Origin of the sequence: Paenibacillus sp. LPE1-1-1.1 (assembly GCF_040676435.1) — a bacterium.
Taxonomy (GTDB): Bacteria; Bacillota; Bacilli; order Paenibacillales; family Paenibacillaceae; genus Pristimantibacillus.
Window position 1 is genome coordinate 799,337 of sequence record NZ_JBEGHY010000023.1, and the last position, 17,575, is coordinate 816,911.

Annotated in this window: 19 protein-coding genes; all 19 read right to left on the reverse strand. The window is 49.6% G+C overall.

Annotated elements, in window-relative coordinates; genetic code table 11:
- Nucleotides 1-324: 324 nt before the first annotated feature.
- Nucleotides 325-1,416: a prephenate dehydrogenase gene (locus tag MRBLPE1_RS20305; protein ID WP_364148866.1), complete on the reverse strand. Its 1,092-nt coding sequence runs from the start codon at nucleotides 1,414-1,416 to the stop codon at nucleotides 325-327.
- A gap of 4 nt (nucleotides 1,417-1,420) precedes the next feature.
- Nucleotides 1,421-2,518, reverse strand: coding sequence for a histidinol-phosphate transaminase (hisC, locus tag MRBLPE1_RS20310; protein ID WP_364148868.1), 1,098 nt, complete (start codon nucleotides 2,516-2,518; stop codon nucleotides 1,421-1,423).
- A gap of 189 nt (nucleotides 2,519-2,707) precedes the next feature.
- Nucleotides 2,708-3,517, reverse strand: coding sequence for a tryptophan synthase subunit alpha (trpA, locus tag MRBLPE1_RS20315; protein ID WP_364148869.1), 810 nt, complete (start codon nucleotides 3,515-3,517; stop codon nucleotides 2,708-2,710).
- Nucleotides 3,504-4,709, reverse strand: coding sequence for a tryptophan synthase subunit beta (trpB, locus tag MRBLPE1_RS20320; protein ID WP_364148871.1), 1,206 nt, complete (start codon nucleotides 4,707-4,709; stop codon nucleotides 3,504-3,506). Before trpB ends, trpA begins: the two co-directional genes overlap by 14 nt.
- Nucleotides 4,706-5,383: a phosphoribosylanthranilate isomerase gene (locus MRBLPE1_RS20325; protein ID WP_364148872.1), complete on the reverse strand. Its 678-nt coding sequence runs from the start codon at nucleotides 5,381-5,383 to the stop codon at nucleotides 4,706-4,708. The genes trpB and MRBLPE1_RS20325 overlap by 4 nt, the downstream gene beginning before the upstream one ends.
- Nucleotides 5,380-6,180 (reverse strand): indole-3-glycerol phosphate synthase TrpC, encoded by an 801-nt coding sequence (gene trpC / locus MRBLPE1_RS20330; protein ID WP_364148874.1) that lies wholly within the window; start codon nucleotides 6,178-6,180, stop codon nucleotides 5,380-5,382. Before trpC ends, MRBLPE1_RS20325 begins: the two co-directional genes overlap by 4 nt.
- Nucleotides 6,167-7,219, reverse strand: coding sequence for an anthranilate phosphoribosyltransferase (gene trpD, locus MRBLPE1_RS20335; RefSeq protein ID WP_364148875.1), 1,053 nt, complete (start codon nucleotides 7,217-7,219; stop codon nucleotides 6,167-6,169). Before trpD ends, trpC begins: the two co-directional genes overlap by 14 nt.
- Nucleotides 7,219-8,790: an anthranilate synthase component I gene (trpE, locus tag MRBLPE1_RS20340; protein WP_364148876.1), complete on the reverse strand. Its 1,572-nt coding sequence runs from the start codon at nucleotides 8,788-8,790 to the stop codon at nucleotides 7,219-7,221. The genes trpD and trpE overlap by 1 nt, the downstream gene beginning before the upstream one ends.
- Before the next feature lie 357 nt (nucleotides 8,791-9,147).
- Entirely contained in the window at nucleotides 9,148-9,516 is a 369-nt protein-coding gene (gene aroH, locus MRBLPE1_RS20345) for a chorismate mutase (protein WP_364148877.1), read from the reverse strand.
- Nucleotides 9,516-10,616 (reverse strand): 3-dehydroquinate synthase, encoded by a 1,101-nt coding sequence (gene aroB / locus MRBLPE1_RS20350; protein ID WP_364148879.1) that lies wholly within the window; start codon nucleotides 10,614-10,616, stop codon nucleotides 9,516-9,518. The genes aroH and aroB overlap by 1 nt, the downstream gene beginning before the upstream one ends.
- 2 nt (nucleotides 10,617-10,618) lie before the next feature.
- The gene (aroC, locus tag MRBLPE1_RS20355) at nucleotides 10,619-11,788 is read right to left on the reverse strand and encodes a chorismate synthase (RefSeq protein ID WP_364148880.1); all 1,170 of its coding nucleotides are present in this window, start codon (nucleotides 11,786-11,788) and stop codon (nucleotides 10,619-10,621) included.
- A gap of 199 nt (nucleotides 11,789-11,987) precedes the next feature.
- Entirely contained in the window at nucleotides 11,988-12,155 is a 168-nt protein-coding gene (locus tag MRBLPE1_RS20360) for a hypothetical protein (RefSeq protein ID WP_364148882.1), read from the reverse strand.
- 73 nt (nucleotides 12,156-12,228) lie between these two features.
- Nucleotides 12,229-13,008, reverse strand: coding sequence for a CheR family methyltransferase (locus MRBLPE1_RS20365; protein WP_364148883.1), 780 nt, complete (start codon nucleotides 13,006-13,008; stop codon nucleotides 12,229-12,231).
- 34 nt (nucleotides 13,009-13,042) lie between these two features.
- Nucleotides 13,043-13,486: a nucleoside-diphosphate kinase gene (gene ndk / locus MRBLPE1_RS20370; protein ID WP_364148885.1), complete on the reverse strand. Its 444-nt coding sequence runs from the start codon at nucleotides 13,484-13,486 to the stop codon at nucleotides 13,043-13,045.
- Between the two features lie 29 nt (nucleotides 13,487-13,515).
- The gene (locus tag MRBLPE1_RS20375) at nucleotides 13,516-14,490 is read right to left on the reverse strand and encodes a polyprenyl synthetase family protein (RefSeq protein WP_364148887.1); all 975 of its coding nucleotides are present in this window, start codon (nucleotides 14,488-14,490) and stop codon (nucleotides 13,516-13,518) included.
- Between the two features lie 8 nt (nucleotides 14,491-14,498).
- Nucleotides 14,499-15,347, reverse strand: coding sequence for a menaquinone biosynthesis protein (locus MRBLPE1_RS20380; protein WP_364148889.1), 849 nt, complete (start codon nucleotides 15,345-15,347; stop codon nucleotides 14,499-14,501).
- A complete protein-coding gene (locus MRBLPE1_RS20385) occupies nucleotides 15,316-15,984 on the reverse strand; it encodes a UbiX family flavin prenyltransferase (RefSeq protein ID WP_364148890.1) in 669 nt (222 codons plus the stop codon). The genes MRBLPE1_RS20380 and MRBLPE1_RS20385 overlap by 32 nt, the downstream gene beginning before the upstream one ends.
- A complete protein-coding gene (locus tag MRBLPE1_RS20390) occupies nucleotides 15,978-16,853 on the reverse strand; it encodes a UbiA-like polyprenyltransferase (protein ID WP_364148892.1) in 876 nt (291 codons plus the stop codon). Before MRBLPE1_RS20390 ends, MRBLPE1_RS20385 begins: the two co-directional genes overlap by 7 nt.
- Nucleotides 16,854-16,855: 2 nt before the next feature.
- On the reverse strand, nucleotides 16,856-17,566 hold the full coding sequence (locus MRBLPE1_RS20395; RefSeq protein ID WP_364148894.1) for a demethylmenaquinone methyltransferase: 711 nt from the start codon (nucleotides 17,564-17,566) through the stop codon (nucleotides 16,856-16,858).
- Nucleotides 17,567-17,575: the final 9 nt, after the last annotated feature.

The following is a 17,575-nucleotide window of genomic DNA, read 5'->3' on the forward strand; positions in this document are numbered from 1 at the left end:
CTAAGTCTGCTTCATGCTTGCTGCCCCTGCAATAGATACTGCAAAAAACCGCATAGCGTGGTTATACCCGCAAGCGGCTCATTCGCGTATCCTATATCGGTCGATTTAAGCGATCATTGCTTTTAATCTCCTAATGCAAAAAAAAACCACCCCGAAGGGTGGTCCGTACTCATGATGAGCACTATAGGATTTGGATAGGAGTGGAGAGAAACCATACTGTACCTTCATTATATGTATACGCTTCCACTTTGTCAATAAGCGCTTTCATTTTTGTTTTAAATATTTGTAAGCGCTTGATTCCGCAAAAAAAAGACGAGCACCTAATTAAAGGTGCACGTCGTATCCATTAGCAGTAAGTAAGATGACAGCCTTATCCAAATACTCCTGGCTCCGGAATGAGAGCCTTAGAACGCCCGGAACGTCCTCTCTGCTCTCTATGATATGGATATTGCTCAAGTTGATTAAGCTATTCCCAAGCTCGCTTGTAATTTTACCGATAATGCCGGGATGATCCGGGATGTCTACGTAACAATCAAAAGCAGAATGGATCATGCCTTTGCGCCGTTCCGGCATTTTGCTGCGGAAATCTCCCGCCGTTTCAAATGCGCCTGCGATAGCATCGCCGTCAGCGCTCTCCAGCATCCGTACAAACTTATCCGTTTCATGGCTCCAATCACGAAGCAATTTAAGCACGACTTGACGATTGTTTATCAAAATATCGCGCCACAAAATCGGATCACCTGAAGCTATCCGCGTAATATCACGGAAGCCTCCCGCGGCCAGCGATTCATAAAGGCCGTTATTTTCGTTATAGCCGCGAATTTGATTAACAAGCGAAACCGCAATAATATGCGGCAGATGGCTGATTGCGCCAGCAATCTCATCATGCTCCTTCGCGTCAACCTTTACGATATTCGCTTTCGTATGGCTCAGCAGCTCGACTAGACGCTCCAACGCTTCCTCGGACGTATCCTCGTCGGGAGTCAACACATAATAAGCATTCTCGTAAAGATGAGACGATGCCGCTTCTACCCCCGTACGCTCGGATCCCGCCATCGGATGACCGCCGATAAACGAAGCTTGACCGAAATCAAGCGATTTCGCGCATGCTACTACGGAAGCCTTCGTGCTGCCCGCATCGGTTATAATACAGCCCGGCTTTAAACGGAAAGCGCTTAGCTTCTGGATATATTCCTCAATATTACCTACAGGTACGCACACAAAAATAAAATCTGCCTGCTCCGCGGCCTCTTGCATGGATGTCGTCGCATAATCCACAACACCGCGCTGCAAGTATTTATCAACCTGCGAAGGACGATTTGAATGACCAATTACGGTAATGCCCGGTTTTCCTTTAAAACAAAGGGCGATCGAACCTCCGATTAGCCCCACGCCAAAAATCGCTACAGTTGTCATAACTTTATTCCTGCACCGCCGATTCTTGTAAAACCTGTTCTAACGCCGCTATGAATTTCTCGTTCTGATCACTCGTACCGACGGTAATCCGAATATGGTTCGGGTAAAAAGCCCAACGCGGCCTTGAAATAATTCCGCGGCGCAGCAAGCCGTCGAATACCTCAGGCGACGAGCGTTTCACGTCGACCATCATGAAATTTCCGTAAGCCGGGAAATAGGACAAGCCTAGGCGATCGAATTGCCCGGATAAATAAGAGAGGCCTTGTTTATTTTGCTCGCGGCAATAATCAATAAACGCCTTGTCCGCAAGGGCCGCTTTCGCGGCTGCCTGGGCTGCCCGCGACGTATTAAAGGGCTCACGCACCTGATTCGCATAACGAATGACGTCCGGGTGTCCGACACCATACCCGATACGCAAAGCAGCTAGGCCGTAAATCTTCGAGAAGGTGCGCAGCACGATCAAATTGCGGTGTTCGCTCAGAAGCTTTATTCCGTCCGGGAATTCCGGATCTTCAATATATTCACCGTATGCCTCATCAAGAACAACCAGCACGTTTGCCGGGACCTGCTTCAGGAATGCAGATAATTCAGGCAGCGTAACGATCGTTCCGGTTGGATTGTTCGGATTGCAAATCCAAATGATTTTCGTGCGGTCATTAATTTTAGCCAGCATCGCAGGCAAATCATGTTTGCCTTCTTTTAAAGGAACCTCTATGATACGGGCATTCTCGATTTCTGCGTTATGTTTGTATTGCGGGAACGTTTCGTCTGCCATAATCGTCTCGTCCCCGGGAACGATAAACGCTCTATTAATCATGAGGATAATTTCACTGGATCCGGTTCCAAAAATAATTTGATTGCTCTCTACGCCCAGCTCATCCGCTAATGCTTCCGTAAGCTCGACGCTTGCTCCGTCGGGATAAATATTGAAATTCCCAAGTTCCTCAATGACAGCGGATTTCGCCTGTTCGGAGCAGCCGAACGGATTTTCATTGGATGCCAGTTTTATGACTTCCTTTAAACCAAGCTCCCTCTTAACATCTTCAACCGGCTTACCAGGCTGATAGACGGGAAGGTGGACGATATTACTTTTAGGCTGCATGAGCCGTTCACCTCTTTTATGATTGACTAATCTCTATACTCGACCTTCATTGTCTCATATCTGTATGAGGTTTTAAAGTTTTTTTACATAGCAATAAACGTTCCTTTGAAAGTTTGAAAAGAATGGGGATTTATAACACAGCAAAAAACTCTCTAGCCGCGAGACTAGAGAGCTTCATCAAAGAAATCATTAACCTTTAAGCTGAGCTACAAAATCACCAATTTGTTTAAGGCCTGCCTCGCGCTGAGCAGGATCCTGCAGCTTAGGAATAGCTTCTTCGATCTGACGCACGATTGCGCTTCCTACGATAACGCCATCGCATTGCTTCTCGAAACGTGCCACTTGCTCACGGCTTGAAATACCAAAGCCAACCGCGATCGGCAAATCAGTCGCTTCCCTAACCATGCCGAGAAACTCGTCGATCCCGGTATGAAAATCGGCTCTTTCGCCGGTAACGCCGAGTGACGAGACACAATATACGAAACCCTTCGCCTTGCTCGATATGCGAGTAACGCGAGCCTTTGAGGTCGGAGCAACCAGCGGAATAAGATGCACGTTAGCCGCTTCAGCCAACTGCCGGACTTCTTCATCCTCTTCGATCGGCAAATCAGGAATGATCAGACCGCTGATGCCTTTGCTTTGTACAAGCTCAAAAAATGCATCTAAACCGAATTGGAATACGGGATTGTAATACGTAAACAAAATAAAAGGTATTTTAACGCCCGCTTCACGGGCTTGCTCGGCAATCTCGATGCAATCTCTCAACGTGATGCTGTTATGAAGCAATGCCCGTTCGGAAGCGCGCTGGATAACAGGACCGTCCGCCAGCGGATCGGAATAAGGAACGCCTAGCTCGATCATGTCGGCGCCTGCTTTCTCGAGCGTTTGGATAATGGCAACCGATGTGGCAAGATCCGGGTCACCCATCGTAAGAAATGGAATAAGTGCCGTTTTCCCTTCCGATTTCAGGCGAGCAAATGCCGTATCAATGAGATTCATGTTTTTCTACCCCCAAATAGCCCATAATCGCTTCCACGTCTTTGTCTCCGCGTCCAGACAAGCTGACTACGACCACTTTGTCTTTATCCAGCGTAGGTGCCAGCTTGATCGTCTGTGCGATCGCATGCGCGGATTCAAGTGCCGGGATAATTCCTTCCGTGCGCGAGAGCAGCTGCAGTGCTTCAAGGGCTTCCGCATCCGTTACCGGCACGTAGTCCGCACGTCCGGAATCCTTCAGGTAAGCATGCTCCGGCCCGATTCCCGGGTAATCAAGTCCCGCTGAGATGGAATGCGCAGGCTGAACCTGTCCATGCTCATCCTGCAGCACATAGCTCATCGAGCCTTGGAATATACCATGACGGCCTTTGGTCATAGTCGCGGCATGCTCAATCGTATCTACGCCTCGGCCAGCCGCTTCAACGCCCAGCAGCTTAACGCTTTCGTCATTGACGAACGGATAGAAGATCCCCATCGCATTGCTGCCTCCGCCTACGGCCGCCACGACGTAATCCGGCAATCTGCCTTCCTCGGTCAAGATTTGCTTGCGCGCCTCATCGCCGATAATGCGCTGGAAATCGCGAACCATCATCGGATAAGGATGAGGGCCGGTAACCGAACCCAATATATAATACGTATCGTCTACATGGCTAACCCAGTAACGAAGCGTTTCGTTGCACGCATCCTTAAGCGTTCGGGTACCGGACAATACGGGTACAACCTCGGAACCGAGCAGCTGCATACGGAACACGTTTAGCTGCTGGCGCTTCATATCCTCTTCCCCCATGAATACTTTACATTCAAGACCAAGCAAAGCAGCGATCGTTGCAGATGCCACGCCATGCTGTCCGGCACCCGTTTCAGCTATGATCTTTGATTTGCCCATCCGCTTGGCAAGCACGCCTTGACCGATCGTATTATTGATTTTATGTGCGCCTGTATGATTAAGGTCTTCCCGTTTTAAGTATATTTTTGCTCCGCCGAGGTGCTCGGTTAAGCGCTCTGCATAATAGAGCGAAGTCGGACGGCCTGAATATTTATGCAATAAATAGCTAACCTCGTCTTGAAAAGCCTGATCCTTAGAGTAATGAAGGTATGCCTCCTCCAACTCAAGCAATGCGTTCATTAACGTTTCCGGCACATATCTACCGCCAAACTTCCCAAAGCGGCCATTTACATCTGGTATTTGTGTCATGCTTCCATCACCCTTCTAACAAATAATCGGATTTTTTCGATATCTTTCCGTCCATCCGTCTCGACACCGCTGGACACGTCAATCCCGCCTGGAGAATAAGTCCTCAGCAGCTCCTGAACGTTGCCTTCATGCAAGCCGCCTGCTACGTAAAGCGTTATCCCTAATTCTCCGGCAGCTTGGTTATATTCATTAATCGCTTCCCAATTGAAGGTCTGGCCCGTGCCGCCGCCCGGCGCATCGATTAACACGGCATCTACTGCATCCTTATACGGAGATAACCGCTCTGTCGCTCTTTTTGGCTCATGGCCATCAGCATCCTGCTTCATGGAAAATACTTTCCACACTTGAACATTCAGCTTATCGCGGACTTCCCTGCATAACGCTGCCGTTTCACTGCCATGCATTTGTACGATATCAAGTGGCGCTTCCGCTAAAACAGCCTGCAGGCCCGCAAAGTCCTCATTCACGAATACGCCTGCAGCAAGCGGACGTTTGCCGCCGGCTGCCTTTAGCTCCGAGACCGCTTTAATGAGCTCTGCCGCAGCCCTGCCGCTAATTTGCCTCTTGCTGGGAGCGAACACGAAGCCTATCTCATGAATAGGCAAGCCATCCATTGCTTGAATCGTCTGCACGTCCATCAGCCCGCATATTTTTATGCGCGGCTGCAGCTTCATCGTACACCCACCGCGCCCATTAAGTCATGAACGGCTTGGCCCACATTTTCATGCCGCATAAAATGCTCGCCGATCAGCACGCCGTGCGCGCCTATCGATGACAAATAATCCATATCCGAGTTACCGGCTATTCCGCTTTCGCTAATCACGGTAACATTTTCAGGCATAAAGCCAATCAACGCTTCAGTCGTTTTCAAATCCGTTACGAAAGATTTCAAATCACGGTTGTTAATGCCGATCAGACTCGCTTTGCCCAGCTCCAGTACGCCTTCGAGCTCTTCTTGGTTATGAACTTCGACAAGCACGTCAAGACCGATGGATTTCGCGAGATCATGAAATTCACCCAGCTGTGCCGGTGTCAATATAGCCGCAATCAATAAAATCGCGTCAGCGCCAATCTGCCGTGCTTCATAAATTTGGCGGTAATCTACCGTAAAGTCTTTTCTTAAAAGCGGAACCTTAACCGTTTCTTTGACGGCTTGAAGGAATGCGTTCGAGCCTTGGAAATAATCACGGTCCGTCAGAACCGAAATGCAATCCGCCCCCGCCGCTTCATAAGCCGCGGCTAACGATGTCGGTTCAAAATCAGCGCGAATCAATCCTTTCGAAGGCGAAGCCTTCTTTACCTCGGCGATAAGCCCCATGCTCCTGTTGCGTTCAGCAGCAGACAGAGCTTTTTCGAAGCCACGGCATTTCTCTAGCGCTGCGATCTGCTTCTCTACCTCGGCAAGGTCGAATCGGGCAGCTAGTTCTTCAACCTCTGCCCGTTTCGTTGCTACAATTTTATCCAGAAACATGTGCCAACTCTCCTGTCGTTTGAATGAGACTAACGAGCTTTCGCTGCGCATCTCCAGAATCGATAACCTGCGCCGCTTTCACCACGCCATCGCGGAGTGAATCCGCCAAACCGCCAACATATATGCATGCGCCCGCATTAGCAAGCACGATATCCCGGTAGGCTCCTTGCTGCTCGCCTGCAAAAATCGCGCGGATAAGCGCCGCGTTCACTTCAGGCTCGCCGCCCATTACATCCGCGATCGGCCAGCGAGTTAAGCCCAGCTCCTCCGGCGTAATATCAAAGGTTCTTACTTTGCCGCCTTGCAGCTCCGAAATTTGCGTCGGCGCAGAAATACTGATTTCATCCAGTCCGTCATGACTGCTTACAACAAGCGCCCGCTTCAAGCCAAGGTCGCCCAGCACCTCTGCTACCGTAGCCGTACGCGCCCGGTCGTATAAGCCCAGCAGCTGCCGATCCGCTCCTGCCGGATTCGTTAGCGGCCCAAGCATGTTGAAAATGGTCCGGATGCCCAGCTCGCGGCGCGGAACGGCCGCATGACGCAGCGATGGATGGTAAAGCTGCGCGAACATGAAGCAAATGCCGATATCCTTCAAGCATTGTGCCGCCTGCTCCGGCGTAATCGTAATTTGCACGCCAAGCGCTTCCAGTACGTCGGCACTGCCCGTCTTTCCTGACATGGCCCGGTTTCCATGTTTGGCGACTCGAATGCCGGCCGCAGAGGCAATGATTGAAGAGGCCGTGGAAATATTGAATTTATGAATGCCTGAGCCGCCGGTTCCGCAGGTATCGAGCAAGCCTTCCTGTTCGGTATGTAGATGGCTTGAATGCGCGCGCATGGCTTCGGCAAACCCTGTAATCTCATCCTTGGTTTCACCCTTCATCCGCATTGCGGTAATGACGCCCGCGATTTGCACCGCAGTAGCTTCCCCGCTCATGATGATGCTCATGACCGCTTTTGCCTGCTCCCGCGAGAGGCTTGAACCGCCTATCAGTTGATTCAGCGCTTGCTGCATCGATATCGTTTCGGTTCCCAGCATTATTGACCAAGCCCCTCTCCGGCCGTGACGTAATAATCCATATTAATGGTGTTGAAGCTTTCTTGCGTATTTTTAGGCTGTGCAAAAATCGCTTCCGCCGCGCGGATAGCTTTCAGCATGCCTTTCGCTTTGTTCACGGTTTCCATATATTCGTTCTCAGGAACGGAATCCCATACAATTCCTGCCCCCGCTTGTACATACGCTTTGCCATGCTTAAAAATAATCGTCCGAATCGTAATACAGGTATCCATCGAACCGCCAAACCCTAAATATCCGATAGCGCCGGCATAAGCGCCGCGAGCTTCATTCTCCAGCTCCGAGATGATCCCCATTGCCCGCAGCTTCGGCGCGCCTGAAACGGTGCCAGCAGGCAAGCAGGAGACGAATGCATCAAAGAAGTCCTTGTCCTTATGAAGCTTGCCCGAAACGTTGGAGACGATGTGCATGACGTGGGAGTATCTCTCGATCTCCATAAACGAATCGCATTTCACCGAACCGAATTCCGATACGCGCCCGATATCATTGCGGCCAAGATCAACCAGCATCAAATGCTCTGCGCGTTCTTTCTCGTCTGCGAGCAGCTCTTCCTCTAGCGCTTTATCCTCTTCCGGCGTTTTGCCGCGCGGCCTTGTTCCCGCAATCGGTCTCGTTTCGACCCGGTCGCCGTTTACTTTCACAAGCGCCTCCGGAGACGTGCCGACGATGACTTCCTCGCCCATTTTCAAATAGTACATATAAGGGGATGGGTTCATCGTGCGAAGAACGCGGTACACATGCAGCGGATCGATATCGGTTTCGATGCTAAAGCGCTGCGACAATACCACTTGAAAAATATCTCCTGCGCGAATATACTGCTTCGCCTGTTCGATGTTGGTAATAAACTGCTCTTTTGTTACATTCGATTGAATGTCGCCCAGCTCATAATCCACCTCGACGGAGCTTCCAGTCGTAACCGGGATGGTCACTGGCTGCTGCAGCCGTTCGATTGTCGCTTCGATCTTGGCGATCGCAGCTTCATGGCTTTTTGCGATTTCGGCATCCGTTGCTCCCTCGGTGATGTGTACGTTGCCGACAATTTGCAGCTGCTGCTTGAAATGGTCAAACACGATAACCTGGTCACAGAACATAAACTGCATATCGTTCATATTCAAATCATCGATTCGGTGAGCAGGCAGCTTTTCGTAATATTGCAGCAGGTCGTATCCGAAAAATCCTATCGCACCACCAGTAAAAGGAGGAAGCCCCGGAATAGCTGGACTGCGGAAGGAGCGTAACTGGGCTTTCAGAAGCTCGATTGGTTTGTCGCCCAGCTTTTGTTTTTCTCCGTTATGCTCCAGCACCATCTCGCCGTTTTTGCCATACAGCATCATGAACGGATCCGTTCCAATGAAAGAATGACGCGCCCATTTGGCGCCGCCCTCGACGCTTTCCAGCAGAAAGGCGTGATCCTCTTTCGCGAAATGCTGAAACAACCGAATAGGTGTTTCTGTGTCCGCCATCATATAACGAACGACTGGAATTAAATTGTATTGACCGGCAAGACGGATAACATGCTGCAGCTCATTTGACATTCGGAAACATCCTCCCTTTGCAATTCTTTATCTATCAATGTGTACAAAAAAAGCTCCTGCCAGAGCAGGAGCGTTGGTTTAGATGATGACGGAAGTGTGTAAGCGGAAAATACGCATATCTGGATAGGGTGAAACAGCACTTTTACCATCAACTGCGCGCTTGCACAGTCGATCGTTCAGCTCTTTCGCTAGCTCCCTGTTCATTCCATGCCTATCTCTGCTACTCTCAACTAGTCTCGACTCATCTCAACTCAGCTCATAAAACCACTCTGCTACTCTCACTTACGTAACTAAATATACAACAACGAACAGCTATGCGTCAACAAAGGGATTTCTTTCATTATGAGCTAATAAGTATTATGCCTTAGACAGATCCGGTCGAAGCGCTTGTGCTCCGTTTAAATAAACGTGGCGGATTTCCGCTTGTGTTTTGTCCGTGTTAATCAATACCATCAGCCGGATGCAGCGCTCCAGACTGCCCTTAACAGGAACTTCAAGGGCGCACATAAGCGGCACAAGCTCCCAGCCCTTCATTTGGCGAATGGCGCGAGCCGGGAAGGTCTCGTCCAAATCATTCGTAACCGTCACGAACACACTGCATATATCGTCTGGCACAATCTCATTATCAGCAACGATCCCGTTCAGCATTTCGATCGTTGCCTGCAATATGGATTGCTCTTCGTTTGCGTCAACGGTAATTGCACCGCGAATTCCTCTGACACTCATTACAGCTGCACCTCCTGCTTTAATTGCTCCACGATTTCCCGTACCCATTGCACGGGAACATCCGGTTTGATTTCCACTGTACCGATTGCCGTAGGCACGACGAATACCATCGTCCCCTCGGTAAACTTCTTGTCATGCATCATGGCTTCCATTATCCGGTCGACGTCAAAATGCTCGGGGAGCCGAACAGGAAGTCCTGCTTTCGCAAGCACCCGCTTCGTCACGCTGTATACCTCTTCCGGAGCGCCGTAGCGAAGCCCCAGCTTAGCCGATCCAATCATGCCAATCGAAATCGCTTCGCCATGGAGCAGCTCTCCGTAACCAGCAACGGCTTCCAACGCATGTCCAATCGTATGGCCCAAATTCAATATCGCTCTTAAGTCATTCTCGCGCTCATCCTTCGAGACGACGGCTGCTTTCACGCTGCAGCCCTTATAGAGCGCATAACCAAGCGCTTCCGCATCTAGAGAAAGAAGTTTCTCGGCATTTGCCTCGCACCACTCAACGAATGCTTCATCCCAGATGAGCCCATGCTTGACGACTTCGGACAAACCGGCGCTTACCTCTCTTGGAGGAAGCGTTTGAAGCGTATGCAGGTCATATAAGACGAGCTCAGGCTGGTGGAAAGCTCCGATAATATTTTTGGCCAGCGGATGATTGACGGCCACTTTGCCGCCTACGCTGCTGTCATGCGCCAAAATCGTTGTCGGTACCTGGACGAATTTAATCCCGCGCATGTAGGATGCCGCTACAAATCCGGCAAGATCACCGACCACGCCGCCGCCAAGCGCCACGATCGTTGATTTGCGGTCAAGACCGGCTTCCAAGGCTTTGGTAACGAGCGACTCCAGCATCGAAAGCGACTTCGAGCTTTCACCGGACGGGACGACTATACTTGCTGTCTTGAAGCCTGCGCTTGCGAGTCCCGACTCAAGCGCTTGCAAATGAAAATCGGCAACGCGGCTGTCCGTAATGATAAGCAGCGGCGATTTTTTGCTGATACCGTGTTTCGTAAAATAAGCGGAAGCCTCCTGCAGGAGGCCTTCTCCGATATAAATTGGATAAGAGCGGTCACCTAATTCGACTGTGAGCTCACGCATAATTAGTACCGTCCAAGCTGTTCAAGGTAATTGTTCAGATTGGCGCGGATTTCCTCGATGGAATCGCCTCCGAACTTTTCAAGGAACGCTTTCGCTACTTCCCAAGCGACGACATGCTCCATCACCACGCTTGCCGCAGGCACAGCGCAGCTGTCCGAGCGTTCAACTTGGGCCGTAAACGGTTCCTTCGTATCAATGTCTACGCTGCGGAGAGGCTTGTAAAGCGTTGGAATAGGTTTCATCACGCCGCGTACGACGATTTGCTCCCCGTTCGTCATGCCGCCTTCAAAACCGCCGAGCCGGTTCGTTGCGCGGTGATAGCCGCGTTCCGCTTCATACATGATCTCGTCGTGAACTTGAGAGCCGCGAAGTTTCGCTGCTTCAAAGCCAATGCCGATTTCGCAGCCTTTGAATGCATTAATCGATACAACCGCCTGCGCAATGCGGCCGTCTAGCTTCCGGTCCCACTGGACATGACTGCCGAGTCCGATCGGCACGCCTTCGATAATGCACTCCACAATACCGCCGATTGAGTCGCCTTCTGCCTTAATTTGATCGATATAATCGGTCATTTTTTGTTCGGTCTCTTTATCGACGACGCGAACCGGGGATTCCTCCGTTAACCGAATCAGCTCATCAACGGGAAGCTGGTTGGCTGGCGCTTCGATTTCGCCTATGCGAATAACTTGTCCCGCTACTTTAATGCCGAATTCAGCAAGAAATTGACGCGCTACCGCTCCTACTGCCACACGGGCTGCAGTTTCGCGCGCGCTGGAGCGCTCCAATACGTTGCGAAGATCCTTTAGATCGTATTTCAATCCGCCGTTTAGATCCGCATGGCCCGGACGAGGACGGTGAACTCTGCGTTTTTCTTCGTCGCTGCCTTCGATCGGCTCTATATTCATAACCGAGGTCCAGTGCTTCCAGTCATTGTTCGCAACAATAAGCGCTACTGGGGCGCCTGTCGTTCTTCCGTGACGCACGCCGCCCACGATATTAGCCGTATCTTTCTCAATTTGCATCCGGCGCCCACGTCCATGACCCTTCTGGCGACGGTGCAGCTGAAAGTTCAATTCCTCGAAATCAATAGTCAAATTGCTTGGTAATCCTTCAATAATTGCTGTTAATTGGGGACCATGCGTTTCCCCCGCTGTCAAATACCTTAAACTCAACCCAAGCTCCTCCTTCAAAGCAAGCCTCTAAGCGCCTGCTATGCTTTACTGCACTAAACACCTTTGCTCATTATAGTACAGCGTTACCGGTTTGACAAGAATTCTAACACCTTGCAAGCTGCTGTCTTTGCACAAAAAGAGGCTGCCAATAATGTCATGCGGATCGACATTTCTGACAGCCTCTTTGAAATTCAACGCATTAGCTATTAACCGATTTTTTCTCAAGCAGCGCCGTTCCATCCTTTGTCAAAAGCGGATCATTTACGAGCCTGATCATTTGTCCGCTGTCGACGCCGATAATTTGGGCGCATTCATGAATTGAAATAAAACCGCGCTTGTAGGCGGCAATTACCTTGCGTTTATCCATCAGCTGCTTCATCCTCCAAGTCGTTTACCATATGACTAGTATAGGAGAAGATGGAAAACGGTATACATCGAGCTTACACCTTGCGATAAAAGAAGGTGTCTGCAGTCTCAAAACCGTATTGCGCAGGCGAGAAAATCTGCTCGGTGCTGCCAACGAACAGCAGTCCCCCAGGCTTAAGCGCGTTAGAAAACTTTTGGTACAACAGATGTTTAGCTTCTTCCGTAAAATAAATCATGACATTTCGGCAAACAATTAAATCAAACGAGCTGTCAAAAGCGTCATGAAGTAGGTTTTGCTGCTTAAATTGAATACATTGCTTTAATGAGTCCGAAATTAAAAAAGCGCCTTCCGATTGTTTGAAATATTTCTGCCGGCTGGCCGGCGGAACATCGCGCAATGAACGCTCGAGGTAACTGCCTTCCATCGCCTTTTGCAATACGCCCGAATCCAAATCGGTTGCCAGCAAGGACGAACGCTGCAAGGCGCCAAGCTCGGATAAGATCATCGCAAGCGTATAGGGCTCCTCACCCGTTGAGCAAGCAGCGCTCCACACCTTTAAGCGATTGTTCTTGCTAAGCATTTCAGGGAAAAAGCGTTTCTCCAAAACATCCCATCTTGATGGGTTTCTCCAGAATTCCGATACGTTTATCGTCATGCGATCCAGAAATTCATTCAACATGCTCCGGTTTTGTTCAATCGCTTTCCAATATTCCTCGAACGTTTGAAACCCGTGCTTCATTCGCAACGTGGTAAGCCTGCGTTTCATTTGGGCTTCTTTGTATTGCGATAAATCGATGGCTGTTTTCTGTTTTATCCGGATAATAAATTGCGCAAAGTCTTGATCCTGGTGCATTTGTTCCTCCATCGCGATTGGCGGGTTAAATGAATTATATCCACCGTTGAATTGAATGCTCATAGTTAACGATTTCGGATTGCGGGAAGAAAATGCCGATTTCTCTTTCCGCATTGGCAGCAGAATCGGAGCCATGAATGAGATTGAAATTCGTATGTACGGCAAAGTCCGAACGAATCGTGCCCGGCAGCGCGTCGATCGCATCCGTTTTGCCAATTAAAGCGCGAGATAAGGCGATGACGTTGTCTCCCTGCCAAACCATCGCAAACACGGGTCCGGATGTAATAAAATCGAGAAGCGGATCATAAAATCCCTTCCCCTTATGTTCTTCATAATGCCGCTCCGCAAGCTCACGGCTAATCACCATGAATTTGGCAGCCGACAGCTGCAGTCCCTTTCTTTCAAATCTCGACACGATTTCGCCGATCAAGCCGCGTTGAACGCCATCTGGTTTAATCATCAGAAAAGTTCTTTCCATCCACAACCATTCCTTTCAACTTTGCAGGATTAGTAATTTCGTTTACCGACAAAATACGCAATATCGATCAAGTTCTTCTTCGCTGTTATATCGGGTAATCCCTCTAATGCTTGCATAGCTTTTTTTATGTAGCGGTTTGCCAACTGATCGGCTAGCTCTCCGCCGTCGCTCTTTCGAATCATTTCAATCGCGCGGCTTGCATCCCTTTTGCCTCCGAACTCACGGATGGATGTGATCTCATCCAACAGCGGCTCACGGGTTTTCTCATCCTGAAGGGCAAGAAGAACCGGAAGCGTGATGTTGCCTTGGCGCATATCCGAACCGGGAGGCTTCCCGATTTGTTTTTCCGTGCCGTAAAGATCAAGCAAATCATCCCGTATTTGAAAAGCCATGCCTACATTATAACCATAACGGTACAAGCGATTAGCGGTCTTCCGGTCGGTATTTGCGGCAACGGCTCCAAGCTGGCAGCTTATTGCAATCAACAACGCCGTTTTCCTTCTGATGCGCAGCAGATAATTCCGAACGGATTGCTCCGTATTGAAAAAATCGCGAATTTGCTCCATTTCACCCACGCACATCTGTACCAGCGCGTTCGATAAAATTTGATGGATTTGCGGATTAGGCAGCTCAGCGGCAATGGTTAACGCTTTACCGTGAATAAAATCACCCGTGTACATCGCAATCCGGTTATCCCATTTGGACTTCACCGTTAACTGTCCGCGGCGAGTGTCCGCATCATCGATTACATCATCATGAACAAGCGAGGCCATGTGTATTAGTTCTAGAGGAACAGCGACCCTTTTCATCACTTCCAGCCGATAATCGCCAAACTTGCCAGCGAGCAGGACGAATATGGGCCTAATCCGCTTCCCGCCGGCTTTGAGCAGATGCAAAGAAGCCTCGCCGAGCAGCACATGGTCATCCGATACGCTGCGCTCTAGCTCTTGTTCGATCTGATTTAGGTCGCCTTTCATCTTTGCGTACAAATCTAGTAGTTTCATTCTTTCACCTATTGGGCAGATTGGTCTTCAAAAAAAGTAAGCTCCACATCATTCTTTAGCAGGCCGAGCTGCTTCGAATAATCAAAATACAATTTAAGTCCTTCTTGCAGCTTGCTCCCAAAATCATATTGAAGCGAATGAAAGTACATCTCCCAGTAAGTCGATTCTCCTCCAAGCTGCTTGCAGGCTTGTTCAATTAGCGGACGGAGATGAGTCTTATTATACTGTTTGCTCGCATTTAAAGCCTTATACACCGCTTGCACAGCTTCTGGCGCAGCGAGCGCAGCTTCTTTGCGCGCCGCCACAACAGCATACGTCATCCCGAGCCCCGTCCATTCATTCCATAACTGTCCCAAGTCGATGACATGAAGACCATGATCCAGCCAAGAAGCTTGAATGGCAGTATCGCCAATAATCAGAGCCGCATCGGAGGTTTCCAGCATTTTCTCGAGATCAGGTTCCGCCGTAACATATTCGGGCTCGCAATCGAAATGCATAGCCATTAAAATTTTCAATAAATTAACGGAGGTTGCCGATGTCGTCGTCACCGAAATGCGTTCCGGCCGTCTGCTTGCCATCGGCTCCTTCATGAACAATAGGATGGAATTCACATGTCCGACGGAACCGACGGACAACTCTGGAAGCAGGACGTAATCATTGGCATTCTGACCATAGGAGAATGACGAGATTGCCGATACGTCTAAGTCGCCTGCCTGCAGCATCCGGTTTAATTCAGAAGGTACGCGTTTAACGACTTCGAAGCTTTTCCAATCCGATCGTTCCTCGAACTGGTGAAATAGCGGCCATGCATTCGCGTAATCAATTCTACCGATGGTGATCGGGCGATTCATGCCCATTCTGTTCATCTCCCCATCTTCTGTACAAATCATGATCGATTGTCATATTATCTAGTACTTTACCCACTAAAAAGTCAATCATTTCTTCCATGCTTTGCGGCTTGAAATAAAAAGCCGGCATAGCCGGAATTATTTTTACGCCTTGCCGGGCAAGCGTCAGCATGTTTTCCAAATGGATCGCATGAAGCGGCGTTTCCCTTGGTATAATAAGCAGCTTCCGATTCTCCTTCAGCATGACGTCAGCCGCTCTAGTCATCAAATCATCGGAAATGCCGTGCGAGATCGACGCAAGCGTCCCCATCGAGCACGGCATGATAACCATTCCTTGAACGCGGTAGGAGCCGCTTGCAATGCTTGCGCCGATATCCGCATTCGGATGGTACACAAGCCTCTGATCAGCAACAGCGCTGGCAAAGCGCTGCTCTAGCGCATCCATGCGGCGCGCGGTTTCCCAACCCAGCTCCTCCTTGATAACTCTCCAGCCTGCTTCCGTTACGACGAGATGAACCTCATAGCCCATGCTAAGAAGAACTTCAATAAGCCGTATGCCATAAATAGAACCGCTGGCTCCGGTAATCCCAACTACCCATCGTTTCGTCCAGTCCGACTTGGCAGCCGTTTTGTTTCCTTCTACCATTGGTGGATAACCAATAGATCAATAATAACAAATAGGAAAAGCACGACGCTAAGCGTTCCGTTCATACCGAAAAATGCCGTTTGGACGCGCGACAAATCATTTGGACGCACCAGCCAGTGCTGATAAAACAATAAGCTGATCGAAATCAGCGTGCCTAGCAAATACATCCAGCTTAGATCAGTCAGCCAGAACAAAGTTACAAAGCCGATTGCCGTAACGATGTGCAGGCAACGGGCTATCCAAAGGGCACCTGCAATCCCGAAGCGTGCAGGGATGGAATATAAACCAGCGCCCCGGTCATACTCAAAGTCTTGCGTGGCATAAATAATATCAAAGCCGGCAATCCACAGGGCCACAGTTATATAAAGAATCCAGGCTGCAAGATCAAACTGTCCGGTAATGGCTACCCATCCGCCCAGAGGCGAGAGACCGATCGTAAAGCCCAGTACCAGATGACAAAGCCAAGTGAACCGTTTTGTGTAAGAATAAAGCACGAGCAGCGCAACTGCGATCGGCATCAATTTCAGCGCAATCGGCGCCAGGTTGGCACTAGCGACAAACAATAAAACGAACGAAACGATAATAAACAGCAAAACCTCCGCCGACTTTAGCAAACCGGCAGGAAGCGCTCTTTTCTCCGTCCGCGGATTCCGTAAATCAATTGCTTTGTCAATCAGTCGGTTCAAGCTCATAGCCGCGCTGCGCGCTCCAAACATCGCCAGCGTAATCCAGCCTATCTCTGCCCATGAAGGCAGCCGCTGTTCCATCATGACCGCTCCCAAAATCGCGCCCATAAAAGCGAAAGGCAGAGCAAAAACCGTGTGTTCAAACTTTATCATTTCTAAAATAATGCGTAATTTGCGAATCATTGCTATTTCTTCTCCTTTGTCCCCATATGCAGCGCAGCTACTCCGCCGGTCAGAGGATATGCCTTTACCTGTTCAAGACCCGCTTCTTCAAACAGCTCTGCAAGCTGCTGACGACCGGGGAACATTTTAAGAGATTCTGGGAGCCATTTGTATTCTTGAAAACTTTTGGCTACAACTTTGCCCATTACGGGCAATATACGTTCGAAATATAAGTTATACATCGCTTTGAAGGGCTGCCAGGTTGGTTTCGAAACCTCCAAGCATACCACTTGCCCCCCCGGTTTGACGACGCGGCGCATTTCCCTAAGCACCTGCAGATAATCAGGCACGTTGCGAAGGCCAAAGCCGATGGTTACAAAGTCGAAGGAATGATCCTCGAAGGGCAGGTTCATCGCATTCCCTTGTACTAATGTAATCTGTTTGTCCAAACCAAGTTTGTTTATTTTCACGGCGCCAACATCCAGCATGTTTTGGCTAAAATCAAGACCTACTATCTTCCCGTTCTTGCTTGCGTCGGCAAGCGCAATCGTCCAGTCACAGGTACCGCAGCAAAGGTCGAGTGCCGTTTGTCCTTCCTGGACGTTCATTTTCTTCATCGTCACCTTCCGCCATGCTTTATGCCTGCGAAAGCTGATCAGGTCATTCATTAAATCATATTTGGGTGCAATCCGTTCAAATACGCCATGCACATGGCTCTTGGAGTTCGTATCCATCCTAGCAGG

Bases quoted from the DNA above. Each gene is read 5' to 3' on its own strand.
- MRBLPE1_RS20305 (WP_364148866.1), bottom strand. From the start codon at position 1,416: ATGACAACTGTAGCGATTTTTGGCGTGGGGCTAATCGGAGGTTCGATC.
- hisC (WP_364148868.1), bottom strand. From the start codon at position 2,518: ATGCAGCCTAAAAGTAATATCGTCCACCTTCCCGTCTATCAGCCTGGT.
- trpA (WP_364148869.1), bottom strand. From the start codon at position 3,517: ATGAATCTCATTGATACGGCATTTGCTCGCCTGAAATCGGAAGGGAAA.
- trpB (WP_364148871.1), bottom strand. From the start codon at position 4,709: ATGACACAAATACCAGATGTAAATGGCCGCTTTGGGAAGTTTGGCGGT.
- MRBLPE1_RS20325 (WP_364148872.1), bottom strand. From the start codon at position 5,383: ATGAAGCTGCAGCCGCGCATAAAAATATGCGGGCTGATGGACGTGCAG.
- trpC (WP_364148874.1), bottom strand. From the start codon at position 6,180: ATGTTTCTGGATAAAATTGTAGCAACGAAACGGGCAGAGGTTGAAGAA.
- trpD (WP_364148875.1), bottom strand. From the start codon at position 7,219: ATGCTGGGAACCGAAACGATATCGATGCAGCAAGCGCTGAATCAACTG.
- trpE (WP_364148876.1), bottom strand. From the start codon at position 8,790: ATGTCAAATGAGCTGCAGCATGTTATCCGTCTTGCCGGTCAATACAAT.
- aroH (WP_364148877.1), bottom strand. From the start codon at position 9,516: ATGAGTGTCAGAGGAATTCGCGGTGCAATTACCGTTGACGCAAACGAA.
- aroB (WP_364148879.1), bottom strand. From the start codon at position 10,616: ATGCGTGAGCTCACAGTCGAATTAGGTGACCGCTCTTATCCAATTTAT.
- MRBLPE1_RS20360 (WP_364148882.1), bottom strand. From the start codon at position 12,155: ATGGATAAACGCAAGGTAATTGCCGCCTACAAGCGCGGTTTTATTTCA.
- MRBLPE1_RS20365 (WP_364148883.1), bottom strand. From the start codon at position 13,008: ATGCACCAGGATCAAGACTTTGCGCAATTTATTATCCGGATAAAACAG.
- ndk (WP_364148885.1), bottom strand. From the start codon at position 13,486: ATGGAAAGAACTTTTCTGATGATTAAACCAGATGGCGTTCAACGCGGC.
- MRBLPE1_RS20375 (WP_364148887.1), bottom strand. From the start codon at position 14,490: ATGAAACTACTAGATTTGTACGCAAAGATGAAAGGCGACCTAAATCAG.
- MRBLPE1_RS20380 (WP_364148889.1), bottom strand. From the start codon at position 15,347: ATGGGCATGAATCGCCCGATCACCATCGGTAGAATTGATTACGCGAAT.
- MRBLPE1_RS20385 (WP_364148890.1), bottom strand. From the start codon at position 15,984: ATGGTAGAAGGAAACAAAACGGCTGCCAAGTCGGACTGGACGAAACGA.
- MRBLPE1_RS20390 (WP_364148892.1), bottom strand. From the start codon at position 16,853: ATGATTCGCAAATTACGCATTATTTTAGAAATGATAAAGTTTGAACAC.
- MRBLPE1_RS20395 (WP_364148894.1), bottom strand. From the start codon at position 17,566: ATGGATACGAACTCCAAGAGCCATGTGCATGGCGTATTTGAACGGATT.